The sequence below is a fragment of the Micromonospora sp. NPDC050397 genome, assembly GCF_044901685.1.
Taxonomy (GTDB): domain Bacteria; phylum Actinomycetota; class Actinomycetes; order Mycobacteriales; family Micromonosporaceae; genus Micromonospora_G.
Map to the genome: position 1 here is coordinate 198,841 of NZ_JBJDPS010000010.1, position 24,873 is coordinate 223,713.

The window sequence follows — 24,873 nt, forward strand, 5'->3', positions numbered from 1 at the left end:
TGTGAGAGGAGAACGCCCTGATGCCGGAGCCGCAGCCGGAACCCACCCCACCGGCGGGCCAGTCCCGACCCGCAGAACCGGAACAGGCGAGCGCCACGACGCCGCACCCGAAGCCCGAGGCGGAACAGGCCGACCGGACCGGTACCGGACCGACCGCGGAGCGCGCCGGACCGGACCACGCCGGACGCGACCAGGCCGGACCGGATCAGGCCGGACGCGACCAGGACCACCGATCGGACCACGACACGCCGGTCGACCCGTGGGCCGCCGCAGACCCGGAGCCATGGGCGGCGCACGTGGCCTCGATCGCGTCCCCCGAGCCCTACCAGCCGGTGTCGCCCGCACCGCCGTACCAGCCCGTGTCACCGGCGCCGCCGTACCAGCCGGATTCGCCTGCCGGGCCGTACCGGTCGGGGTCGCCGCATCCGCCGGTGCGGGCGTACCCGACGACCCGCCCGCTCCCGGCGGACCCGGCGTCGGCGCGACGGGCCGCCTCCGGGTCTCCTCCGCCGGCCGCCCCTCCGTCGGCCCCGACGGTGAAGGTGCCGGAGCCGGACCGGCGCGGACGCCGGGACAGGGTGGACCCGGGGCGCGGTCCCACCGCGGCCCCACCGGCCGGCTGGCGGCCACCGCCCGGTTATGTGGCGGTGACGAACCGGCGACGGCGTCGCTGGCCCCGGGTGATGCTGGTGCTCTCCCTGCTGACCGTCGTCTGCTGCTGCGGCGGCCCGGCCTGGTTCGCCAAGCCGATGTGGGAGCAGTACCCGGTGACCGCGACCCTGCCGACCGAACTGATCGACCTGCGCAAGCGGGAGGACCGGGCGAGCGAGCAGGTCACCGACCAACTCCGGCAGAAGATGGTCACCAACAGCGTGCTTGGCGACACCTTCGCCGGGGTCTACACCGACCCGAGCGGCAAGGTGGTCACCATTTTTGGCACCACCGGCTTCCGCTGGAATCCGGAGCAGGATCTCGACGCCGAGATGGCCCGGCTCGGCGACGAGTACGCGCTGGGCGAGATCGTGCCGATCGACACCGGGGTGCGGGGCGAGTTCCAGCGTTGTGCGATCGGCGAGACGCGCGGTACGAACGTCGTGCTCTGCTCCTGGGCCGACCACGGCAGCCTCGGCACCGCCCTGTTCACCCGACTCTCCGTCGAGGACAGCGCAAACCTGCTGAGCCGGCTACGCTCCGAGATCATCACCAAGACCTGACCATACTTTATGTGACCGGAGACACAGTCGACTCATGGTTCAGATACGGGATGAAGTAGTCAGACGGCGCACAATCGGGTGATGCGGCGGCGCTGGCTCTTCGCTGATCAACTCGGGCCGCACTTCCTCGACGATCCTCACCAGCAACTCCTCCTGGTCGAGTCGAAAGCGGTCTTCCGTCGTCGTGCCTTCCACCGGCAGAAGGCCCACCTGGTCCTCTCCGCACTTCGCCACCGGGTCGCCGAACTCGGCGACCGGGCCCTACACCTACGGACCGAGACCTACCGGGAGGGGTTGGACCAGGTCCGCGAGCCGATCGAGGTCATCCACCCGACCTCGCGGCGTGCCCGTGACCTGGTCCGCTCACTGGGCCAGGTCACCGTGCTGCCACCGCGAGGTTTTGTCACCAGCCCGGAGGACTTCACCGGCTGGGCGGACGACCGGCGCGGTGCGATGCGAATGGACGACTTCTACCGGTACGCGCGCCGCCACCACCGGGTACTGCTCGACGGGAACGAGCCGGCCGGTGGCCGGTGGAGTCTGGACGTCGACAACCGGCAGCCTCCACCGAAGGAGTCGCCACGGCTCGACGTACCGCCTCCGCCGGTGCCCCAGGAGGACGAGATCGACGCCGAGGTCCGGCGCGATCTGGACCGCTGGGAGGCGGAGGGAATCCGGTTCGTCGGCCGTGACGGTCCTCGGCTGTTCCCGGCCACCCGGGCCGAGGCGGTCACCCGACTGGAGCACTTCCTCCGCCACCGGCTGCCGACGTTCGGGCCGTACGAGGACGCGATGCTCGCGGGCGATCCACTGATGGCGCACAGCCTGCTCTCCTCCTCGTTCAACCTCGGGCTGCTGGACCCGATGGAGGCGATCCGGGGTGCCGAGGCGACGTACCGCGACGGCAGCGCACCGTTGTCCAGCGTGGAGGGATTCGTCCGGCAACTGCTTGGTTGGCGGGACTTCGTCTGGCACCTCTACTGGTACTTCGACGCCGGCTACCGCCGCTCCGACCGGCTCGGCGCCCGCAAGTCGGTGCCCGCCTGGTTCGCCAACCTGGACGCGGACGCGGTGCAGGCGCGCTGCCTCGCCGACGTGCTGGCCGGGGTACGGGACCGAGGCTGGGTGCACCACATCCCCCGACTGATGGTGCTCGGCAACTACGCGCTGCAACGCGGCTGGCGCCCGTCGGAGCTGGTCGACTGGTTCCACCGCTCCTTTGTCGACGGCTACGAGTGGGTGATGGCAGCCAACGTGGTCGGCATGAGCCAGTTCGCCGACCCGGGCCAGTTGACCACCAAGCCGTACGCGGCCGCCGGTTCGTACGTCAACAAGATGAGCGACTACTGCGGCGGCTGCCGGTACGAGCCCAAACGTCGCCTCGGTGAGGACGCGTGCCCGTACACCGCCGGTTACTGGGTCTGGCTGGACCGCACCCGGGAACGCCTGCCCGTCAACGCTCGGCTCAGCCGCAGCCTGCGGCAACTCGACCAGCTCGACGACCTGCCGGAGGTCCGGGCCCAGGAGCGGCAGCGCGGCTCCCAGGCCCCGTAGTCACGAGCGGGGCCCACGTTCACGATCGGCCCCGTAGTCGCGGGGCAGGCCGGTAATCGCGGGGCGGGCCGGTAATCGCGGGGCGGGCCGGTAATCGCGGGGCGGGCCGGTAGTCGCGGGGCTACTCCGCGGTGGGGTCGGCGGTGGGGCTGGTCCGCGCCGGGGAGTAGCGCGGCACGTACTCCTGGCCGGTGAGCCGCTGGATCTCCACCATCACCTCGTCGGTGATCTCGCGGAGCGAGCTACGGTCGTCGCCTCGGCCGCTGACGTCGATCGGCTTGCCGAAACGCACCACCACGCCGCGCACGTGCGGACGCGGGATCCGGACGCCGATCGGCTGCACCCTGTCGGTGCCGATCATCCCGACCGGGATGATCGGCACACCGGCCGCCATCGCCAACCGGGCCGCACCCGTACGCCCCCGGTAGAGCCGCCCGTCGGGCGACCTGGTCCCCTCCGGGTAGACCGCGACCAGCTCACCGGCGCGCAGCACCGGGATCGCCCCGTCGAACGCGGAGAGCGCGGCCCGACCGCCGCCACGCTCGACCCGGATCGCGCCCAGCCCACCGATCACCGACCGGCTCAACCAGCCCCGGAACCCCGTCCCGGTGAAGTACTCCGCCTTGGCCCAGAACGAGATGTGCCGGGGCACCACCGAACCGAGGAAGAGCTCGTCGGCGACCGAGAGATGATTGCCGGCGATGATCGCACCGCCAGTCGTGGGTACGTTCTCCAGCCCCTCGACGGTGGGCCGCCAGACCACGTTCATCGCCGTGCCGACGGTGATTTTGCCGACGGTGTAGAGCAGCGGCACGCGGCCTCCCCTGGTCAGCGCCGGGGCGGCCCACCGGTCGCGGCGGCCCTCGCCGCCGCACCGATGGTAGGCCAGACCCGCCCCGACTTCAGCATCGCCAGCGCTCCATCTCACCCAGCGGCAGACAAACGTGTCCCCTCTATCTCCTCCGGGCGCCGCCGCTAGCGCTCGCGAGTAAGGAAGGGCCCCTTATTAACGCTATGCGTTAATAAGGGGCCCTTCCTTACACCTCAGCGGCGGGCGACGGTGACGGCCACCGCGATGCCGTCGCCGACCTCGCCGGTGAACACGTCGGCCGGGAGTCCGTCGACGGCCGGCAGCTCGTCGGCGGTCGCGGTCAGCGTGATCGTGTCGGCCAGCACCTCGGCCGCGACGAAGTCCCGGTACGCCTCGACCGCGGCCACCACCGCCGGTACGGCGTGGAGCGTGACCGTGATCCGGTCGGCGACGTCGAGGTCGGCGGCGCGGCGTGCCTGCTGCACCACCCGTACGACGTCACGGGCCAGCCCCTCGGCGGCGAGTTCGGCGGTGACGCTGGTGTCCAGCACCACCACCCCCTCGCCGCCGGGCAGCGGGGCCGAGTGTTCCACGTCGGCGGCGACCAGGCGCAGTTCGTACTCGCCCTCCTGGAGGGCGACCCCGGCGGCGACCGGTACGCCGTCGACCAGCGACCAGTCTCCCGCCTTGACCGCCTTGATCACGGTCTGCACCTGACCCCCGAGGCGCGGGCCGAGCGCCCGGGGCACCACCGTGAGCACCTGCTCGCAGTAGCCGGCCAGTTCGGTGGTGAAGAGCACCGTCTTGACGTTGACCTCGTCGGCGATCAGGTCGGCGAACGGCTCCAGGTCGGCCGCGTTCGAGCTGGCCACGGTGAGCGACGACAGCGGCAGCCGGACCCGCAGCCCCTTCGCCTTGCGCAGCGACAGCGCCACCGAGCAGACCGTACGGGCGTTGTCCATCGCCGCGACCAGGTGGTGGTCGGCCGGGAACTCGGCCGCTACCGGCCAGTCGGTCAGGTGCACCGAACGCTCACCGGTCAGCCCGCGCCAGATCTCCTCCGCGGTCAGCGGCGCGAGCGGCGCGACCACCCGGCAGAGTGTCTCCAGCACGGTGTAGAGGGTGTCGAACGCCTGCCGGTCACCGGACCAGAAGCGATCCCGGGACCGGCGGACGTACCAGTTGGTGAGCGCGTCGAGGAACGACCGTACGGTGGCGCAGGCGCCCGAGATGTCGTACTCGTCGAGCTGGGTCTGCACCGTGCTGACCAGTTCGCCGGTTTTGGCCAGTACGTACCGGTCGAGCAGTCCGCCGGCCCCGGTCCCGGCCGACTCCGCCTCCACCCGCCGCGCCTCGTAGCCGTCGGCGTTGGCGTAGAGGGAGAAGAAGTACCAGACGTTCCAGAGCGGGAGCAGCACCTGACGTACCGCGTCCCGGATGCCCACCTCGGTGACCGGCATGTCGCCGCCGCGCAGCACCGGCGACGACATCAGCATCCAGCGCATCGCGTCCGACCCGTACGAGTCGAAGACGCCGTACACGTCGGGGTAGTTGTTCAGGCTCTTGGACATCTTGCGCCCGTCGCCGCCCTGGAGGATGCCGTGGGCCAGGCAGTTACGGAACGCGGGCCGGTCGAACAGCGCCGTGGCGAGCACGTGCATGGTGTAGAACCAGCCCCGGGTCTGCCCGATGTACTCGACGATGAAGTCGCCCGGGTAGTGGTCCTCGAACCAGTCCCGGTTCTCGAACGGGTAGTGCACCTGGGCGAACGGCATCGAACCGGACTCGAACCAGCAGTCCAGCACCTCCGGCACCCGGCGCATCACGGACCGGCCAGTCGGGTCGTCCGGGTTCGGCCGGACCAGGTCGTCCACCACCGGCCGGTGCAGGTCGGCCGGGCGTACGCCGAAGTCGCGCTCGATCTCGTCGAGCGAGCCGTACACGTCGACCCGGGGGTAGTTCGGGTCGTCGGACTTCCAGACCGGGATCGGCGAGCCCCAGAACCGGTTCCGGCTGATCGACCAGTCCCGGGCGTTCGCCAGCCACTTGCCGAACGAACCGTCCCGTACGTGCCCCGGCGTCCAGTTGATCTCCTGGTTCAGTTCGACCATCCGGTCCCGGAACCGGGTCACCTCGACGAACCAGGACGACACCGCCTTGTAGATCAGCGGGGTGTCACAGCGCCAGCAGTGCGGGTAGGAGTGGGTGTAGGTATCCTGCCGCAGCACCACCCCCCGCTCCTTCAGCTCGCGGATCACCGGCTTGTTCACGTCGAAGACCTGCTCGCCCTGGTAACGCGGAACGAGCGCGGTGAACCGGGCGTGGTCGTCGACCGTCACCACGGTCGGGATGCCGGCCGCGTTGCAGGTGTTCTGGTCGTCCTCGCCGAACGCGGGCGCGAGGTGCACCACGCCGGTGCCGTCCTCGGTGGTGACGAAGTCCGCGCCGAGCACCTGGAAGGCGTTCGGCCCGCCGGCCTCGGCCAGGAAGTCGTAGAGCGGGGTGTAGCGACGTCCGACCAGGTCCCGGCCGTACACCGTGCCGACCCGGGTGAACCCCTCCAACTCCTTGGCGTACGCGCCCAGCCGGGCGGCGCCGAGGATGAACCGCTCGCCGTCCCGCTCCAGCACCGCGTACTCGATGTCCGGGCCGACCGCGAGGGCCAGGTTCGACGGCAGCGTCCACGGGGTGGTGGTCCAGACACCGATCTTCTCGCCCGGCTGCCCGTCCTCGGTCGGGTCGAGCTGGAACCAGACGGTCAGCGTCGGGTCGTGACGGTCCCGGTAGACGTCGTCCATCCGGGTCTCGGTGTTCGACAGCGGCGTCTCGCAGCGCATGCAGTACGCCAGCACCCGGAAACCCTCGTAGATCAGGCCCTTCTTGTGCAGGGTCTGGAAGGCCCACATGACGCTTTCCATGTAGTCCAGGTCGAGGGTCTTGTAGTCGTTGTTGAAGTCGACCCAGCGTGCCTGCCGGTTGACGTACCGTTCCCAGTCCTGGGTGTACTGGAGCACCGACGTACGGCAGGCGTCGTTGAACTTCGCCACGCCGAGGTCGAGGATCTCCGCCTTGGTGGTGATGCCGAGTTGCCGTTCGGCGACCACCTCGGCGGGCAGGCCGTGGGTGTCCCAGCCGAACCGCCGTTCGACCCGGCGCCCGCGCATGGTCTGGTAACGCGGCACCACGTCCTTGACGTAGCCGGTGAACAGGTGGCCGTAGTGGGGCAGGCCGTTGGCGAATGGCGGGCCGTCGTAGAAGACGTACTCGTTGGAGCCGTTCTCGCCGGCCGGCCGCTGCTCGACGCTCGCCTCGAACGTCTTGTCGGCGGTCCAGTGCTCCAGCACCCGGCGCTCGACCGAGGGCAGGTCGGGGCTCGCCGGTACGCCCGTGCCGTCGGGGGCGTGCTTGGGATACGCCATCGGGGGTCGCTCTCCTCGTGCAGCTCACTGTCAGTGGACTGCGAGGACGAGCCGGCGACACACCGGCCAGCCGGCGCGCCGCGTGACCCGCGGTACCACCCCGCTTGACGGTCAGGATCGACCGCCCGCTCGTTGGCCGGCTGTGACGGGCCGGACCCGTCCGGTTCTACTCCGCCGGTCGCCCGTCTCCGGGTCGGCCGGCGTTTCTTCCGGAGGCTCACCGGTGATAGCCGGGTCGTCGCCTGTCCCGACCAAGCTTACGCGACCCGCCACCCCGCCCGCCGCCGAGTAAATCCCCGGCTGCAAGGAAGGGCCCCTTGTTATCGTTTTCTGAGGTATAGGGGGCCCTTCCTAACGCCTTGGGCGGGGCGCGGTACGTCGGGCGCGGCGCTCGACTGGCTAACCTGGTGGGCGTGATCCGGATCGAGCTTGACGAACCGACGCTGGCGCGTACCCGGATCGCGATCAGCCCGCTCTGGGAGCTGACCTGCAGCCTCTACCTGCTCCAGCGGAATCCGGGCGAGGTGCCGTGGCCGTACACCGACTGGGCCAGGCGGGCCAGGCGGGTGCTGGCGGAGGTGCCCGAGACGGCGCCGGTGAGCCTGTTCATGGTTCGCGGGTCGCGGGCACCGGACTTCCTCTCCCCGATCCCGCCGAGCCCCTGCCCCTCCCTGGAGGAGGAGTTGGAAGTGCTCCGCGCCACCCCGCGCGAGTTGATCGAGGAGCAGATCCCCCGCTACTTCACCGGCGACCTGCCGGCGTGGCTGCGCCCCTTCCGCGACGACCCGGCCGGCGCCTGCAACCGGCTCGCCGACGGCATCGAGGCGTACTGGTCGGCGGCGATCGCCCCGTACTGGCCGGCGATGCGGGCGGCGCTGGACGAGGAGGTGCTGCACCGGGCGCGGGCCCTGGCCGCCGACGGGCCGGACGCGCTCCTGGCCGACCTGCACGAGCGGGTGCGCTGGGAACGGCCCGTACTCACCCTGGTCAAGCCGCTGGAGCAGAGCTTCAGCGCGGTCGACCAGCGGCTGCTGCTGATCCCGTTGATCTTCTCGCGCGGGGCGCTGACCTGTAGCAGCGACCATCCGGAGGTGGTCGCGGTCTCCTACCAGGCCCGGGGCGCGGCGGTCCTGGCCGACCAGCCGGCCGCCCCGCCCGGCCCGTCGGTGACCGGCGGCGGGACCGACCGGCTGGCCATCCTGGTCGGCCGGGGCCGGGCCACCGTGTTGCGCGGGCTGAGTCGCCCGGCCAGCACGGCCGGGCTGGCCGCCTCGTTGGGGCTGGCCCCGAGCACGGTCTCCGAGCACCTGGCCGCGCTGCACAGCGCCGGGGTGGTGAACCGCCGCCGGGCCGGACGGCGGGTGCTGTACGCGCTGGAGCCGGCCGGACTGGCGTTGGTCAGCCTGCTCGCCCCGGAACAGACCGGCACCGCCACCTCGGCCTAGCCGGCACCACCGACGCACCCTGCCACCCTGCCAACCTGCCAACCTGCCAATCGGGCAACCGGGCAACCGGGCAACCGGCGAACATTCGGCACCCACCGAATTCGTTTCCCCGATCCCGGTACGGCTCCTACCGTTTGCGCCCATGAACGAGTACGCGATCGAGGCGGTCGGGCTGCGCCGTACCTACCGCAGCCGTACCGGCTGGCTGCGCCCACAACGCCGAGAGGTGGAGGCGGTCCGGGGAGTGGATCTCACCGTCCGTCCCGGCGAGCTGTTCGGCCTGCTCGGCCCGAACGGCGCGGGCAAGACCACCACCATCAAGCTGCTGAACACGCTGCTGATCCCGACCGCCGGGGTGGCCCGGATCTGCGGCTACGACGTGGTACGTCACACCCGCGAGGTACGCCGCCGGATCGGTTACGTCTTCGGCGGCGACCGGGGACTCTACGACCGGCTCTCCGCCCGGGACAACCTGCGCTACTTCGCCGAACTGTACGCCGTACCCGGGCGGGACCAGCGGCGTCGCATCGCCGAACTGATCGACCTGGTCGGCCTCACCGGACGGGAGGGTGAGCGGGTCGAGGGCTACTCGCGCGGCATGCGCCAGCGGTTGCACATCGCCCGTGGCCTGCTGCACTCGCCCGAGGTGCTCTTCCTCGACGAGCCCTCCATCGGGGTCGACCCGGTCGCCGCCCGCGAGCTTCGGCAGACCGTGGCGGATCTCGCCTCGGCCGGCACGACCGTCCTGCTGACCACGCACTACATGGCCGAGGCGGACGAGCTCTGCGACCGGATCGCGGTGATCGCGGCGGGCCGGATTCAGGCGCTCGGCACCCCCGCCGAGCTCAAGCACCACGCCGACGGGCGCCGGGTGCTGGAACTGGAGGCGTACGGGGTGGACGACGCCCGGCTCGCCGAGATCCACCGCCTGCCCGGCGTACGGCAGGCCAGCCTGGCGGTGGTCGGCGCGGCGCAGGTGCTCACGGTGCAGTCGGACGCGTCGAACGACGTGCAGGCCGAGGTGTTGCGCGTGCTGGAGGGGGTACGGCTCGGCCGGGTGACCGCACGGCAGCCCACCCTGGAGGACGCGTACGTCACGATCGTCAACCGTGCCGCCGTCGCCGACGAGCCGGCCGAGAGTTCGGCGGTGCCGGTGTGAGCACCCTCCGGATGATCGCGGTCGGCTCGTTGCTGCACGCGAAACACCTCAGCCGCTCCTCGCTGGAGATCACCATCGCGATGCTGGTGCCGCTGGTGCAGGCGACGCTCGCCGTCTACCTCTTCCGGGCCGGCGGCGAACCGCACCGGTTGCTGGAGGCGGCGGTCGGCGCGGGCCTGATGGGGGTCTGGTCGTCGGTGCTGTTCGGCTCCGGCGGCGCGATCCAGAACCAGCGCTGGCAGGGCACCCTCGAAATGATCATGCTCGCGCCCCGTCCGCCCGCGCTGGTCATCCTGCCGATCACCCTCGCCACCGCGCTCACCGGCACGTACGCCATGGTCGCCACCCTGCTCTGGGGCCGTCTGCTGTACGGCATCCCGCTGGACTTCGCCCACCCACTGGCGTTCGCGGTCGCGGTCCCCGGCTGCATCCTCTCGCTGGGCATGTTCGGGCTGCTGCTGGCCGCCACGTTCGTGCTGATGCGCAACGCCAACGCGCTCGCCAACACGCTCGAATACCCGATCTGGCTGCTCTCCGGCATGCTCGTGCCGATCACCGTGCTGCCCGGCTGGACCACACCGCTGGCCGCCGTCCTGCCGACCACCTGGGGTGCGAGGGCGGTACGCGAGGCGGCCACCGGCAGCGGTCCGGTCTGGCCCGCGCTCGCCATCTGCCTGGCGATCAGTACCGTCTGCCTGCTCCTGGGCGCCGTCGCGATGACCCACGTGGAGCGCCGGGCCCGTACCGCCGCCACCCTGGCCCTGGCCTGAGGTGACCGATGACCGTACCGAGGAGAATCCCGTGACCGCACTGTTCCGCCTCGTCGGCGTCGGCGGCGTCATCTCCTACCGGGCGCTGTTCAACTGGACCACACCGCCGATGTTCATCGGCACCCTGCTGGTCGGCCCGCTGTTCCAACTGCTCTTCTTCGCCTACCTCGGGCGCCAGTTGGGGGTCGCCGACGACCGGTTCTACCTGGTCGGCAACGCCGTCCTGGCCGCCTCGCTCGCCTGCGTCTTCGGCGGCACCATGGCGGTGGCCAACGAACGGCGCTTCGGCACGCTCGGCCACGTACTGCTCTCGCCACGCAGCCGGACCGCGGTCTGGCTCGGCCGGGTGCTGCCGTACGCGGCCAACGGTCTGCTGATCGCGGCGTTCACGCTGACCGGCGGCGCGGTGCTGCTCGGCCTGCGGGTGCCGCCGGCGGCGCTGCCCGGCCTGCTCCTGGCCCTCGCCGCCGGCTCGCTGGCCTGCGGCTTCTTCGGGCTGACCCTGGGCGCGATCGGTCTGCGCTTCCGCGACGTGTGGCTGGTGTCGAACGTGTCGGTGGCGTTGCTGCTCCTGCTCACCGGGGTGAACGTGCCCCGCGACGAGCTGCCGGTGGCGATGCGACTGGTCGGCGACGCGCTGCCGATCACCCACGCCGCCGAGGCGGCCCGCCGGCTGCTCGCCGGCGAGGGGTTGGGCGCCGCCGCCGGCCCACTCGCCGCCGAGCTCACCGTTGGCCTCGGGTACGCCCTGCTCGCCGCCGCGCTGCTCAAATTCTTCGAATCCGAAAGCCGCCACCACGCCTCCCTAGACACCCTCTAACCCCCACCCCCTCCCCCCACCTCGCCGATCTAGGGCAAATCAGCGCTAGTTAATCTCCAATCACGCGGATTTGCCCTAGATCAACGGGGGCGGGGGGCGGGGAGAGGGCGGGGCGGAGAGGGGCGGGGAGGGGGCGGGTTACCCGGGGGTAGTGGGGGGTTAGTGGGGGGCGGGGAGGGTGGTGGACCAGAGGGAGTGGCCGTCGCGGTCGCGGAGGTGGACGGTCAGGGCGCCGGAGTGGCCGTCGATGGCGACCTCGCCGAAGTGCTGGAAACCCTCGGCGGGTGAGGTGTTGGCGGCCGGTGGGGCGTTGACGAAGACCGCCTTCGGGCCGAACGTCCCGTCCAGGGCGTTGGGGCCGAACGCGCCCGCGTGCGCCGGGCCGGAGACGAACTCCCAGAACGGGGTGAAGTCCCGTACGGCGGCCCGGGCCGGGTCGTAGTGGTGAGCGGCGGTGTAGTGCACGTCGGCGGTGACGAAGACGATGCCCCGTACGCCGCCGGTGTGCGCGGCCCGCAACACCTCGGCGAACTCCAGTTCCCGCCCGGCGGGCAGGCCGTGGTCGCCCTGCGCCACCCCCTCCTGCGCGGTCGCGCCGTCCGGCACCACCAGCCCGATCGGCAGGTCGTTGGCGATCACCTTCCAGGTCGCCCGGGATCGCTTCAGCTCCCGGATCAGCCACTCCCGCTGTTCCCGGCCGAGCAGTCCACGGTTCGGGTCGGCGTACGTGTTGCCGTCGTTGGTGTCCTTGTACGTCCGCATGTCCAGCACGAACACGTCCAGCAGCGGCCCGTACGACAGTCGCCGGTAGAGCCGCCCGTCGCCCGGCGTCGGCAGCCACTCGTGGAACGCCTGCCGGGCCCGGCCGGCGAGCACGTCGACCCGCTTCTCGGTGTAGCGGTCGTCGGCGAGGATCTCGCCCGGGTACCAGTTGTTGGTCACCTCGTGGTCGTCCCACTGGTTGATCTGCGGCACCTCCGCCGCGAACGCCCGCAGGTGCTCGTCGAGCAGGTTGTACGCGAACTGTCCCCGGTACTCGGCCAGCGTCTCGGCGACCTTGCTCTTCTCCGGGGTGACCAGGTTGCGCCAGATCCGCCCGTCCGGCAGCGTCACCGTCTCGGTCAACGGGCCGTCGGAGTAGACGGTGTCACCGCTGCACAGGTAGAAGTCCGGCCGCACCTTCCGCATCGACTCGAAGATCTTCAGCCCGCCGAAGTCGGGCGAGATGCCCCAGCCCTGGCCGACGATGTCGCCGGTCCAGACGAACCGCAGGTCCGAGTGCGAATCGTGCCCGTGGCCGGACCGGCGGTCGGCACCGGGAGCGGTACTCAGCGACCCGACCAGCGGCTCGCTGAACAGGCCCGGCCGGTCCGGACTCTCCACCCGGACCCGGTAGTGCAGCCGCTCCCCGGCGGGCAGGTCACGCAGACGTACCTTGCCGGTGAAGTCCCCCGACGGACTCAGCAGCGGCCCCCGGACCTGGCGCGCACCCCGGAAGTCGGGCCGGCGGCTGACCTCGACGTGCAACCGACCGGCCCGGTCCGCCCGGGTCCAGACCACGGCCGAGTCGGCGGTGGCGTCGCCGCTCTGCACACCGTGGGTGAGCACCGGCCGCCCGCTGGGCCGCCACGCCGGTGCGGCGAATCCGGCGGCGTTCGCGCCGGCCGCGCCGAGCAGCGCGCCGCCGGCGACGCCAGCGCCACTGACCAGTCCGGCGCGCAACAGGGTACGTCGATCGAGCGGGGTCATCCGTTCCTCCACGGGTCGAATCGGGTGTGTGACCCGGTTTGTCTATCGATCCGACGTGGCCCGGCCACCGGGTTCAGGTGACCGGGCCCGGAACTGGACGCGAACGACGGGATGACCGGCGTGACCTCCTGGACGGGGACGACGAGACGACCGGGGCCACCTCCTGGACGGGGACGGGACGACCGGTGCCACCTCCTGGACGACGTGAACGACGGGGCGACCGTGTTCGCCTGCACGGCCCCGCTTTTGCGCTACCCGCCGAGCACTCGGTCCAGCCGGCGCGCCTCGGTCACCAGCCGGCCGCTGCCGCCCCGCGCGGAGACCTCGGCCAGGGCCTCCAGCAACGCGGCCCGCTCACCCGCGACCTCGGACCCCGCCTCCGACCGGGTGGCGGACGAGTCCGCGGTCGCCGTGCGGGCGCCGAGGGCGAGCAGGTCCGGCCCGCCCCGGGGCGCGGCGGCCAGCACCGCCGGCAGCGCCGCCTCGATCGTGGCCCAGACGCTCGCCCGCGCACCGGCCCGGTCCGCCTCGGCCAAGCCGGTCACCACCCGGGTCAGCTTGACAATGCCGGCGGCGGCCAGGTCGCCGATCTCCCGACCGAGCGCCGCGCTGTCGAGATCCCCGGTGCCGGCCAGGGCGAGGAACGTGTCCAGCCCGGCAACCCGGTCCGCCTCGTGCCGCGCGGCAAGGGTGTACGCGAGCGCCAGGGTCATCGCCGGTCCGACCGGTCCGGCGGTCTCGGTGAGCAGTGGCAACAGTTCGGCCCCGCGCTGGTCGGAGTCGGCCAGACCGGCGAGGGCGGGCAACGCCCAGGCGGCGACCACCTCCCGGTGGTTCGGCAGCACCGCCGGCCAGAGCTTGTGTTCCGAGTCGCTCTGCTCCAGCACCGGCCGGTCCGGCGGGTCGATCTCGAACAGCTCCTGGCCGAGGGTGTCGTACGTCGCGGCCCCGGGCCGGAGCCCGACCACCACCCGACGCTCGGGCAGCCGGTTCAGCTCCCACCGGGCGAGCCGGTTGCGAGCCGGCCGCCGCTGCTCCTCGCGTACCGAGACCGGGTGCGGGGCACCACCGTCGGCGAGCCACCGGGCCAGCCGTACGCCGGCCGGCGAACGCAACGCGGCGGCCCGGGTCAGCGCGTCACCGTCGACCTCGCGCGGCACCCGCAGCAACGCCTGCTCCAGGTCGAACCGCCACGGCTGCCAACCCGCCCGCTCGGCCTCGGCGAGCCGCTCGACCAGCACCGTCGCCTCGAGTTGACCGTTCACCCGGGTGGGCGTCGCGACCAGCGCCGGCACCGGCTGGAACCGGGTGTAGACCGCCATCTCCGCCACCCGCAGGGCCAGCACCCGCTGCGGTCCCGGGCCGTACCCGATGGTCGGCAGCGGGGCCGGCGAGCCGCCGAGGGCCGCCCGGACCATCGCCACGCCGCGTTCCCAGCCGGACGTCCTGGTACCGACCCGGACGGCGGCCCGGATCGCCTCGCCGAGCAGTTGGCGCAGCCGGGGCTGGTCGTAGACGTACCCGGTCGAGAACGCGATGTCGTACCGCTCCAGCACCGGGACGAGGGCGTCGCGCAACGACGCCGGATCGCGTCCGTGGCAGGTAACCAGCCCGGCGAGGACCCGCTCCCAACCGATCATCGAACCGTGGTCGTGCACCAGCGCGCTGATCTCCTCGGCCAGCTCGGCGATGTCGGTCAGCGGCAGTGGCATGGACGCCGCCGGCTGCACCGGCAGCAGCGGCGCCAGCGCCGGTAGCTCCACCGGCACGGGCACCACCGGTACGCCGAGCGCGGCGGCGGCCCGGGCCGGCAGGTCACCGGCGAGACCGGTGGCGAGTTCGGCGAGCCGGCCCCGGGTCGGCGGGTCGAGCCGACGGGCGTGCCGCAGGACGATCGTCAGTGCCCGCTCCTGCACGTCGAGCGCGTCGTGGCCGAACGCGACGGCAACACTCTCCAGCACCTCCCCGGCCCGGTCCCGCTCCCGCTTCGCGACCCGGTCGAGCCAGCCGAGCTGTGCTTTGACCAGCATTTTCTCCGGCCGGGCCAGGAGCTGGGAGCTGCCGTGCAGCAGGGTGTCCAGCTCCAACCCGCCGGCCTCGTCCAGCCGGCGCAGGGCCGCCTGGGCGAGCCCGGCGATGGTCGAGTGCGCGTCCGGCAGCAACCGGACGTAGCGGCCGACCCGCTCGGTCAGCTCCGCCTCGGTCGGCGCCAACTCGTCGTGCAGCACCGCGTACGCGCGCAGCGCCGCCAACCGGTCCCCCCGCAGGAACCGCCCGAGTACGCCGTCGAGCAGCACCGCCCGGTCGACCCGCCCCTCGGCGGCGAGCGCCACCAGCGCGAGCGGGACCCCCGGACGCTCGCTCCAGCGGCGCTCCTGCCGGTCCCAGTCCCGGCGGGCCAGCTCGACGCCGAGCCCGTCCACCTCGAACAGTCTCGGCAACAGGGCGTCGAGGTAGGGGTCGTCGCGCAGCCGGTCGAGCAGCGGCGGGCGCCCGTCGTCGCGGCGCCACCCCTGCCGGTGGGCCAGCCACCCCCGGACGAACGCGTCGTCGGCGGGCGGGTCGACCCCGGCCTCGGCGAGCAGGCCGGCGACCAGCTCCCACTCACCCGCGTCGCCGTCCTGGCGGAGCTTGCCGGCGAGCCGTCGGGCCAGGTCACCCAGCCAGGGCAGTTCCCGGGCGCGGGCCATCTCGGTCAGCTCGTCGACCGGGATCGCACCCCACCAACCTCGGACCTCCCGTCGACCGAGCAGCGCGGCGGTCCGGGCCGCGGAGGGCAGGCAACCGAGCGCGGCGACCGCCAGCGCCACAACCGGCTGCCAGGTCCAGCCGCGTTCGGCGGGTCGGCCCTTGACGTACGCCTCCAGTTGCGGGCCGAACGGCAGGCGCTGCTCCTCGGTACCGCCCCGGAGCAGCTTGCCGACCACGTCGGCCTTGCCCAGTTGGATCGCGTGGAGCAGGTCGGGCCAGTTCAGCTCCGGTTCGCGGTGGATGGCGCTCATGCCGACGTCCCGAGGGGCTCGGACTGCCCGTGCCCGGCGTCGGCCGGCTGATGGCTCGCCGGGTCACGATCGGCCGGGTCACGGCCGGTCACCAGCCGCACCGCCAGTACGTGCTTGCACGGCCCCCGCCCGCCCCGGTACTTCGCCCACCAGGGACAGGTGCAGGAGGCGGCGTCCCCGCTCCGGCGCACCTGGTAGCTCTCCTCGCCGCTGCGTACGGTCGCCAGGTCGCCGTCGACGCGGACCGCGCCACCCTCGGCCAGCGCCCGCGCCCCGACCAACCGAGGATTCATCCGCTCGGCAGCCGCCGCGTCGTACGGCAGCACCCGGTGGAAGTAACCCGCCTCGGCCACGTCGTAACCGACCCGTCCGGCGGTGCCGAGTTGCACCAGCGCGGCCCGCACCCGGTCGGCGGGCAGCCCGGCGTCGTCGGCCAGCGCGCCGACGTCGATCGTCGGGTCCCAGGAGAGCAGCGCGCTGACCAGGTCCGCGTCGTCGCAGACCTCGTCGCCGACGAGCGCGGCGAGCACCGCACCCTCGCCGGAGAAACCCCGGTGCGGTTCGGGTGACAGGGTCAGCGACAGCCGCAGCGACGGCGTGCTCAGCTCCCAGGTGCTGGCCACCGGCCCGCTGCCCGGACGGACCGGCGGCCCGTACGCCCGCAGCGCGGTGGCGAAGCGCAGGAACGGCCGCAACGCGACCAACCGGCCGGCACCCGGCAGGCAGACCGCGCCCGGCACCGGTCGTGAGGTCAGCCGCAGCGAACGTCCGGCGGGCACCGCCCAGAGCACGGAACGGTCCGAGCCACTCGGCAGCCGTCGCAGGAATGCCGTCGCCTCGGTCCCGGTGACCTGGATCCGGGGCTCGAACGGGGCGGTGATGACCTGGGCCTCGGCGAAGCCGCGCAGCCAGCGTCCGGGCAGCGGCACCTTCCGTTCGACCAGCGGACCGTCGTCGACCGTGGTGACGGTCAGGTCGTCCGGCCCCACCGCCACGTGCATCGGGTCGGTGTCACCGATGCCGGCCAGCGCCTGGCGCAACGGCGGGTTGACGTCCACGTTCGTGGTCCCGTGCGCGGTGATCTCACCGTCCAGCCCGTCCGGGAGCACGTCGAGGCGGGCGTAGACGCCGCAGCAGCCGGAGAACGACTCGAACCGCAGCCGGTCCAGCCCGCCGGTGACCACCGGGTCGAGGCTGGCCGGGCTGACCGGCTGGTAGTAACGGGTCCGGGCCACCTCGGCGACCGCGAGCAACCCGACCGCCGCCGCCTCGGGCGCGGTGAGGAAACCGGTGAAGAACCTCGGGTGGGCCGTCGGCCCACCCGAGGTCTGCAGTGTCAGTCGCCGGTCCTCGGGGGTCAGTCCGGACGGGCGCAGATATGAGTACGTCGCCAGCGTGGCCATGGCGGAGAAGCTAGCCGTCCGGTATGACAACCGGAGGTGTCCGCCACGCCGATTGTCCGACCGACCGGCTCGGTACGCGGATCAGCCCAGTTCGGGGAACCAGAGCCCGATTTCGCGCTTGGCGCTGTCCACCGAGTCCGAGGCGTGCACCAGGTTCTCCCGGTTCGACAGGGAGAGGTCGCCACGGATCGTGCCGGCCACCGCCCGCCGGCCGTCGGTCGCCCCGACCAGCCCCCGGACCACCTCGATCACCTGGTCGCCGGAGAGCACCAGCGCGACCAGCGGGCCACCGGTCATGAAGTCCTTGAGCGGCGGGTAGAACGGCTTCTCGACGTGCTCGGCGTAGTGCTGGTCGGCGAACTCGCCGTCGATCGTGCGCAGCTCCAGCGCGTCGATGCCGAGTCCCTTGCGCTCGAACCGCGAGACGATCTCGCCGACCAGGCGGCGGCGGACCGCATCGGGCTTGATCAGGACGAGCGTACGCTCCTCCTGGCTGCTGGTGGACACGCTGTTTCCTCCTGGCGGGGTGGGTACGGCTGGGCAGGATCAGCCTAGCGAGCCGGCCCACGACCCCCGACGCCACCCATGTCTGGCGGCTGCGCTCTTTCCATTCCTGGCGGATCGGGCCTAGCCTGGCCTTAACCAGGGAGGTCCACTGTGGCAGACGGCATCCGTCGATCGGTCGCACCCGTGCGCAAACTCGTCGCGGGGGTGCTGGGCACCTTCGCCACCTTTGTCATCCTGTTCGGCTGCGGCATGCCCAGTTGGGCGATCGTCGCGCTCGGGGTGGCACTGCTGGTGCTCTCCATCGGGCTCGGGCTGGTCACCACCGTACGCAGTGGCGCCCGTGCCTGGGTCGCCGGCATCGCCCACGTACACAGCGTTTCCGAGCCCCCCGCCTCGTCGGTCTTCGGCCGGTGCGAGCTGCAGATCGTGCTGGACGCGCCGGGCCTGCCACCCCGGTCGATCCGGGTACGCGACCCGAGGGTGCCGGTGACCAAGTGGCCGTCCCCCGGCACCGCGCTGCCGATCATGGTGGCGATCGACGACCCCCGGCACGTACGGATCCTCTGGGACGAGGTGCCCACCCACGCCGAGGCCGCCGAGCGCGGCGACCTGCCGCCCGAGTTCGACGAGGAGCTCGACCGGCTCCGCGACGACGTGCTGATCGAGGAGGACGTGCCACCGTGGGTGCGCCGGGGCTCGGACGAGGGCTACCGGACCCCGTCCCCGGCCGAACCGGTCACCGCGGACCTCGACGACGACCTGCGCGGCCTGCGCGAGGAACCCGTGGTGGTACACCACACCCCGGGCGGGACGGTGGTGCTCGAAGGCACCCTGGTCGAACCGCCGACCACGGTTCCACTGCCGCGCCGGGCCAAGCCGTCTCCCGGGCCGACCCGGGGCGCGCGGGTGCCGGCCGCCGGTGACCCGTACCCGGACGCCCCGCCGCTGCGGACCGACACCGACCGCCCCGACCCGGACCGCTACGACACCGACCGGGTCGATGACCGGATCGATGACCGGATCGAAGATCGGAACGGCGACCGCGTCGAGGACCAGGTCACCGACCGGACCGAAGACCGGACCGACCGGACCGACCGGTTTGACGACCGGGTGCCGGACCCGGTCGAGGACCGGCTCGACGAACCCGCCCCCTCCCCGGGCCCCATCGACCTCCTGATCGACTTCGACGAACCGGCGGCCGACCGCGACCGCGCCACGGGCGACAACCGACCGGCGACGACCGATCCGGTGTCCGGCCGACCGGACGAGGACGACGAGGACCTGATCGCCGGGCTCGTCACCACCCCGCCGAGCGCCGAGGTCGGCGGCTCGGGCCCGATCCACGGCGTCGGTATCACCCTGCTCGTCACCAACCTCGACCGCTCGGTGACGTTCTACCGGGACATGCTCGGCTTCTTCGAAATCGACGGCGGGGACGGCAACGCCGTACTGGCCTCCGGCGCCACCCGGATCGTGCTGCGGGCCATCGCCGACGTCGCGCCGATCAACCGCCGTCTGGTCCACCTCAATCTCGAGGTCGGCGACGTCGAGGCGGTCTACGAGGAGCTGCGCGGCAAGGGCGTCCGCTTCACCTACGCTCCGAGGGCGGTGAACCGGGGCTCCAAGCTGGAACTCTGGGCGGCGGCGTTCCGCGACCCGGACGGGCACGGCATCGCACTCACCCAGTGGCGTCCCCGCACGGCCGGCTGATCCGCCGGCCGCCGGGCCGACCTCAACCCAGGATCGCCCGGCGTACGTGCAACACGTAGGCCCAGACGAGCGCGAAGATGACCCCGAGCACGCCGAGCGACCAGTGCAGGAAGCTGGCGAGCAGGAGCAGCCCCTGCAGTGCCGTCGCGGCGTGCCAGGCCCAGGGCCGCGACAGCAGGCCGCAGAGCAGGAGTGCGAGCACCGCCAGCGCGACGATGACGCCGATCGCGCCGCCGCTCAGGTCCCCGCCGATCAGCCGGATCGGTTGGATCGCCAGGAGCAGCACCAACATCTCGATGACCAGGGTGCCGGCGCCGAGACCGCGTACCGCCCGGACCGGGTCGCGCAGTCCCGACGGACGTCCCGCCGACGGGTCCGGTCCCTGCTCGGCTGTCATCGCTTCAGCAACCGTTCCGGTGTCATCGCTTCAGCAACCGGCGGGCGTCCGCGACGGTCACCACCGAGCCGGTGACCAGGACGCCGACCCCGCTCAGCTCCGCGTCGCTGTCCGACTCGGCGAGCGCCACCGCAGCCTCGATCGCGTCGGGCATGTCCTCCGCCGTCTCGACCCGCTCCGGGCCGAAGAACTCCTCGGCCAGCGCCGCCAGCTCCGCGACCGGCATCGCCCGGGGAGAGGTGTTCCTGGTGACCACCACCTGGTCGACCACCGGCTCCAGCAGCTCCAGCAGCCCCGCCACGTCCTTGTCCCCGAGTACGGCGACCACCGCGACCAGCCGGCTGAACGCGAACTCCTCCTGGAGCGCGTTGACCGTGGCGGCCATGCCGTGCGGGTTGTGCGCGCCGTCGAGCAGGATGGTCGGTGCCGAACGGACCCGCTCCAGCCGGCCGGGCGAACTCGCGCCGGCAAAGCCCTCACGGACCGCCTCGATGTCGAGCTGCCGGTTGGCCCCGGCGCCGAGGAACGCCTCGACGGCGGCGAGCGCGACCGCCGCGTTCTGCGCCTGGTGGGCGCCGTGCAACGGAATGAAAATCTCGTCGTAGATCCCGCCGAGCCCCTGGATGGTCAACACCTGCCCACCCACCGCGACGGCCCGCCGCACCACACCGAACTCGCTGCCCTCCCGGGCGATGGTCGCGCCGACCTCGGCCACCCGCTCCAGCAACGGCCGGGCGGCCTCCTCGGTCTGGGCCGCCGAGATCACCGTGGCGCCCTTGTGGATGATCCCGGACTTGGCCAGTGCGATGTCCTCGATCGTGTCACCGAGGAACTCGGTGTGGTCGAGCCCGATCGGGGTGATCACCGCGACGCCGGCACCGAGCACGTTGGTGGAGTCGTCCGCGCCACCGAGGCCGACCTCGATCACCGCCACGTCCACCGGGGCGTCGGCGAAGGTCGCGAACGCCAGCGCCGTCGTCACGTCGAAGTACGTCAACGGTTCGGCCGCCCGCTGGTCGACCAACTCCGCCAACGGCTGCACCTCGCGGTACGTGGCGACGAAGCGCGCCTCGCTGACCGGTTCGCCGTCCAGGCTGATCCGCTCCCGCACCGTCTCCAGGTGCGGGCTGGTGTAACGGCCGGTGTGCAGCCCGAACGCCCGCAGCACCGAATCGATCATGCGCGCGGTGGAGGTCTTGCCGTTGGTCCCGGTCAAATGGATCGACGGGTACGCCCGCTGCGGGCTGCCCAGCAGGTCGAGCAACTGCTCGATCCGCCCCAGGTCAAACACCATCCGGGTGAAGCCGCGCGCGTTGAGCTCCGCGTCGACCTGGGCGAACTCCTCACGGTCGGTCACGCGAGTGCCTCCAGCGCGGCGGCGATCCGGGCCAGGTCCGCCTCGGCGACCGCCAGCCGATCCTTGATTTTGTTGACCACCGGTTCCGGTGCCTTGTCGACGAAGGCCGGATTGCCGAGCTTCGCCCGGGCCTGGGCGGCCTCCTTCTCCGCCGCCGCCCGGTCCTTCTCCAACCGCGCGCGTTCCGCCGCGACGTCGATCGAACCCCGGGTGTCCAGGGCCACGTTCACCCCACCGGCGACGGCCAGGGTCGCGGTGGCGGAGAAGTCCGCACCCCCGTCCTCCAGCCGGACCAGCGAACGGATCAGCGGCTCGTGCCCGGCGATACCGGCACCGTCCAGCCCGTCGAGCCGGGCCGCGACCCGCTGCGCCGGCCGGAGTCCCTGGTCGGAGCGGAACCGGCGGATCTCGGTCACCACCCGCTGCAACATGGCCAGTTCGGCCTCGGCACCGTCGTCCACCAGGCCCGCGTCGGCCACCGGCCAGCTCGCCGTCTGCACCGTCTCCCGCCCGGTCAACGCGCTCCACAGCTCGTCGGTGACAAACGGCGCGATCGGGTGCAACAGGCGCAACACCTGGTCGAGAACGTGCCCGAGCACCCGACGGGTGGTCTCGGCCGGCTCGCCACCGGCGGCGAGCACCGGCTTCGCCAGCTCCACGTACCAGTCGCAGACGTCGTCCCAGGCGAAGTGGTACAGCGTGTCACAGACCTTGGCGAACTCGTACGTCTCGAACTGCTCGTCGACCTCGGCCACCACGTGCTGGAGCCGGGACAGGATCCAGCGGTCCACCGGCGACAGCCGGGCCGGCTCGGGCAGCGGTCCGGTCACGTTCGCGCCGTTGATCAGCGCGAACCGGGTGGCGTTCCAAAGCTTGTTGCAGAAGTTGCGGGAGCCCTGGCACCAGTCCTCGCTGACCGGCACGTCGGCACCGGGATTCGCGCCCCGGGCCAGGGTGAACCGGGTCGCGTCGGCGCCGAACCGCTCGATCCAGTCGAGCGGGTCGATCACGTTCCCGAACGACTTGGACATCTTCTTGCCGTACTGGTCCCGGACCATGCCGTGCAGCGCGATCACGTCGAACGGCGGGCGGCCGTCCATCACGTACAGGCCGAACATCATCATCCGGGCGACCCAGAAGAAGAGGATGTCGTACCCGGTCACCAGGACACTGGTCGGATAGAACTTCTCCAGGTCGGCGGTCCGCTCCGGCCAGCCCAGGGTGGAGAACGGCCACTGGCCGCTGGAGAACCAGGTGTCGAGGACGTCCTCGTCCTGTCGCCAACCCGGCCCGGTCGGGGGCTGCTCGTCCGGGCCGACGCAGACGACCTCGCCGTCCGGGCCGTACCAGACCGGGATCCGGTGGCCCCACCAGAGCTGCCGGGAGATGCACCAGTCGTGCATGTTGTCGACCCAGGCGAAGTAACGCTTGGCCAACTCGGCCGGCTCGATCCGGACCCGCCCGTCCCGCACCGCGTCTCCGGCGGCCTGGGCCAGCGGGGCGGTGTTGACGAACCACTGCAAGGAGAGCCGGGGCTCCACCGTCGTACGGCACCGCGAGCAGTGACCCACCGCGTGCACGTACGGCCGCTTCTCCGCCACGATCCGGCCGCCCTCGCGGAGCGCGGCGACGATCGCCGGACGGGCCTCGAACCGGTCCAGCCCCTCGAACGGCCCCGGCGCGGTGATCACGCCGCGCTCGTCCATGATCGTCAAGGAGGGCAGGTTGTGCCGCTGGCCGATCTCGAAGTCGTTCGGGTCGTGTGCCGGGGTCACCTTGACCATCCCGGTGCCGAACGTCGGGTCGACGTGCTCGTCCCCCACGATCGGAATCAGGCGGCCGGTGAGCGGCACCTCCACCTCGGTCCCGATCAGGTGCCGGTAGCGCTCGTCGTCCGGGTGCACCGCAACGGCGGTGTCACCGAGCATCGTCTCGGCCCGGGTGGTGGCGACCACCACGTCGTCGCTGTACCGGATCGAGACCAGCTCGCCGTCGTCGTCGGTGTGCTCGACCTCGATGTCCGAAAGGGCGGTGAGGCAGCGCGGACACCAGTTGATGATGCGCTCGGCCCGGTAGATCAGGCCGTCGTCGTAGAGCCGCTTGAACATGGTCTGTACGGCCCGGGAGAGCCCCTCGTCCATGGTGAAGCGCTCACGGTCCCAGTCGACCGAGTCACCGAGCCGGCGCATCTGGCCGAGAATCGCCCCGCCCGACTCGGCCTTCCACTGCCAGACCCGCTCGACGAACTTCTCCCGACCGAGGTCGTGCCGGGACAACCCCTGGGCGGCAAGCTGCCGCTCCACCACGTTCTGGGTGGCGATGCCGGCATGGTCCATACCGGGCAGCCAGAGCGCCTCGAAGCCCTGCATCCGCTTCCGCCGGATCAGGGCGTCCTGCACCGTGTGGTCGAGCGCGTGCCCCATGTGCAGCGAACCGGTGACGTTCGGCGGCGGGATGACGATCGTGAACGGCGGCTTGTCACTCTCCGCCGAGGCCCTGAAGTGGCCGGCGGCTACCCACTGCTCGTACCGCCGCTGCTCTACCTCACCCGGCTGATACTGCGCGGGCAGGGACGGGACGGCCGTACGTTGGGTATCCAGTGTCTCGGTCACCCTGAAAGTCTACGGAGCCCCCCAGCGGGCCCGGCGTGCAGCACCACCGGTTGGACTACGGTGACGGTCATGTCCGACGCGAACCTCTCCGATCGCCCCTCGGTCGCCGATCCGGCACCGGTCGACGTCACACCGGCACCGGTCGACATCACCCCGGAACCGGTGGACATCACCCCGGGATTCCGTTTCGAGGACGACTCCGAAGGACGTCCGTCCGGTCCGCCGTCGCGTCGGCGGCTGGTCGTGCTGGGGGCGGCGCTTCTTGTCGGCCTCGCCGGAGCCGCCGTGCTGGGCACCTTCGGTTGGCGGATCGCCGAGCAGAAGGACACCACCCTCGCCACACCGCCGAAGGTCGCCGGCCTCACCCTGGACGAGAGTGCCCGGGCCAGGGAAACGGCGGACTACTTGCGCAGCGGCCTCGCCGCCGACATCCAGCTCGAACAGAGCCTCGGGGCGGTGTACGCCGACCCGGCCCAGCCCGAACGGTCCGTCCTGCTCTTCGGCGGCACGACCCTGATCTGGCAACCGGAGCAGGACCTGGACCGGCTGTTCAAGCTTGTCGCCGACGATTCCGGCCAGCTTGCCGGCCTACGCGAGCAGCCTGCGGGCGACCTGGGCGGGGTGCTCAAGTGCGGCACCAGCCAGCAGGACGACGCGTTGACGGTCTGCGGCTGGGCCGATCACGGCAGCGTCGCCATGGCGATGTTTCCCGGTCGAGGGGTCGACGAGGCGGCGCCGCTGATGCTGTCGATCCGAAACGAGATGCAGACCCGCGACTGATCCGCTCACTCGGGTGCGCCGAGTCGTGACCGGCGCACCCGAGTGAGCCGACGGCCTTTCCGATCGGGTAAAACAAATGTGGGCCACCCCTTTTGGGGTGGCCCACATCAGAAAGTTGTCCGGCGGCGTCCTACTCTCCCACACCCTCCCGAGTGCAGTACCAT

Annotated in this window: 17 protein-coding genes; 8 read left to right on the forward strand and 9 right to left on the reverse strand. The window is 71.8% G+C overall.

What is annotated here, in order from left to right:
- The first annotated feature begins 20 nt into the window (after positions 1 to 20).
- Complete coding sequence (locus tag ACI2K4_RS27155) at positions 21 to 1,214, forward strand: hypothetical protein (RefSeq protein WP_404515367.1); 1,194 nt, start codon at positions 21 to 23, stop codon at positions 1,212 to 1,214.
- 81 nt (positions 1,215 to 1,295) lie between these two features.
- Positions 1,296 to 2,768 (forward strand): cryptochrome/photolyase family protein, encoded by a 1,473-nt coding sequence (locus ACI2K4_RS27160; RefSeq protein WP_404515369.1) that lies wholly within the window; start codon positions 1,296 to 1,298, stop codon positions 2,766 to 2,768.
- 121 nt (positions 2,769 to 2,889) lie between these two features.
- Here ACI2K4_RS27160 and ACI2K4_RS27165 read toward each other — a convergent pair whose 3' ends face one another.
- Both ACI2K4_RS27165 and ileS read right to left on the reverse strand, forming a co-directional pair.
- Complete coding sequence (locus ACI2K4_RS27165; RefSeq protein WP_404515371.1) at positions 2,890 to 3,582, reverse strand: lysophospholipid acyltransferase family protein; 693 nt, start codon at positions 3,580 to 3,582, stop codon at positions 2,890 to 2,892.
- A 230-nt stretch (positions 3,583 to 3,812) separates the two neighbouring features.
- Positions 3,813 to 6,998 (reverse strand): isoleucine--tRNA ligase, encoded by a 3,186-nt coding sequence (gene ileS, locus ACI2K4_RS27170; protein WP_404515373.1) that lies wholly within the window; start codon positions 6,996 to 6,998, stop codon positions 3,813 to 3,815.
- Between the two features lie 413 nt (positions 6,999 to 7,411).
- On the opposite strand from ileS, the gene ACI2K4_RS27175 reads away from it, so the two are divergent.
- The 4 genes from ACI2K4_RS27175 to ACI2K4_RS27190 all read left to right on the forward strand — a co-directional run bounded on the left by ACI2K4_RS27175 (position 7,412) and on the right by ACI2K4_RS27190 (position 11,192).
- The gene (locus tag ACI2K4_RS27175; protein ID WP_404515374.1) at positions 7,412 to 8,443 is read left to right on the forward strand and encodes an ArsR/SmtB family transcription factor; all 1,032 of its coding nucleotides are present in this window, start codon (positions 7,412 to 7,414) and stop codon (positions 8,441 to 8,443) included.
- Between the two features lie 142 nt (positions 8,444 to 8,585).
- Positions 8,586 to 9,602: an ABC transporter ATP-binding protein gene (locus ACI2K4_RS27180; RefSeq protein WP_404515376.1), complete on the forward strand. Its 1,017-nt coding sequence runs from the start codon at positions 8,586 to 8,588 to the stop codon at positions 9,600 to 9,602.
- Positions 9,599 to 10,372 carry an ABC transporter permease gene (locus ACI2K4_RS27185; protein ID WP_404515377.1) on the forward strand — a complete coding sequence of 258 codons (774 nt, stop codon included), beginning with the start codon at positions 9,599 to 9,601 and terminating at the stop codon, positions 10,370 to 10,372. Before ACI2K4_RS27180 ends, ACI2K4_RS27185 begins: the two co-directional genes overlap by 4 nt.
- A gap of 31 nt (positions 10,373 to 10,403) precedes the next feature.
- Positions 10,404 to 11,192, forward strand: a complete 789-nt coding sequence (locus ACI2K4_RS27190) for an ABC transporter permease (protein WP_404515378.1) — start codon at positions 10,404 to 10,406, stop codon at positions 11,190 to 11,192.
- Positions 11,193 to 11,351: 159 nt separating this feature from the next.
- Here ACI2K4_RS27190 and ACI2K4_RS27195 read toward each other — a convergent pair whose 3' ends face one another.
- The 4 genes from ACI2K4_RS27195 to ndk form a co-directional block, all read right to left on the reverse strand.
- Complete coding sequence (locus ACI2K4_RS27195) at positions 11,352 to 12,941, reverse strand: alkaline phosphatase D family protein (RefSeq protein WP_404515379.1); 1,590 nt, start codon at positions 12,939 to 12,941, stop codon at positions 11,352 to 11,354.
- A 251-nt stretch (positions 12,942 to 13,192) separates the two neighbouring features.
- A complete protein-coding gene (locus tag ACI2K4_RS27200; protein WP_404515380.1) occupies positions 13,193 to 15,943 on the reverse strand; it encodes a DUF6493 family protein in 2,751 nt (916 codons plus the stop codon).
- Complete coding sequence (locus ACI2K4_RS27205) at positions 15,940 to 17,346, reverse strand: SWIM zinc finger family protein (protein ID WP_404515381.1); 1,407 nt, start codon at positions 17,344 to 17,346, stop codon at positions 15,940 to 15,942. Before ACI2K4_RS27205 ends, ACI2K4_RS27200 begins: the two co-directional genes overlap by 4 nt.
- 81 nt (positions 17,347 to 17,427) lie before the next feature.
- Positions 17,428 to 17,853 (reverse strand): nucleoside-diphosphate kinase, encoded by a 426-nt coding sequence (ndk, locus tag ACI2K4_RS27210; RefSeq protein WP_404515382.1) that lies wholly within the window; start codon positions 17,851 to 17,853, stop codon positions 17,428 to 17,430.
- Between the two features lie 150 nt (positions 17,854 to 18,003).
- Between ndk and ACI2K4_RS27215 the strand changes: the two genes are divergently transcribed.
- On the forward strand, positions 18,004 to 19,563 hold the full coding sequence (locus tag ACI2K4_RS27215; protein ID WP_404515383.1) for a VOC family protein: 1,560 nt from the start codon (positions 18,004 to 18,006) through the stop codon (positions 19,561 to 19,563).
- A gap of 22 nt (positions 19,564 to 19,585) precedes the next feature.
- Here the strand turns inward: ACI2K4_RS27215 and ACI2K4_RS27220 are convergent, their stop codons facing one another.
- Genes ACI2K4_RS27220 through ACI2K4_RS27230 form a run of 3 tightly spaced genes read right to left on the reverse strand, consistent with a single transcriptional unit; the run spans position 19,586 to position 23,929 of the window.
- Positions 19,586 to 19,960, reverse strand: coding sequence for a DUF4233 domain-containing protein (locus tag ACI2K4_RS27220; RefSeq protein WP_404515384.1), 375 nt, complete (start codon positions 19,958 to 19,960; stop codon positions 19,586 to 19,588).
- 22 nt (positions 19,961 to 19,982) lie between these two features.
- Positions 19,983 to 21,254 carry a bifunctional folylpolyglutamate synthase/dihydrofolate synthase gene (locus tag ACI2K4_RS27225; RefSeq protein ID WP_404515403.1) on the reverse strand — a complete coding sequence of 424 codons (1,272 nt, stop codon included), beginning with the start codon at positions 21,252 to 21,254 and terminating at the stop codon, positions 19,983 to 19,985.
- Between the two features lie 59 nt (positions 21,255 to 21,313).
- A complete protein-coding gene (locus ACI2K4_RS27230; RefSeq protein WP_404515385.1) occupies positions 21,314 to 23,929 on the reverse strand; it encodes a valine--tRNA ligase in 2,616 nt (871 codons plus the stop codon).
- Between the two features lie 69 nt (positions 23,930 to 23,998).
- On the opposite strand from ACI2K4_RS27230, the gene ACI2K4_RS27235 reads away from it, so the two are divergent.
- Complete coding sequence (locus tag ACI2K4_RS27235; RefSeq protein ID WP_404515386.1) at positions 23,999 to 24,709, forward strand: hypothetical protein; 711 nt, start codon at positions 23,999 to 24,001, stop codon at positions 24,707 to 24,709.
- Positions 24,710 to 24,873: the final 164 nt, after the last annotated feature.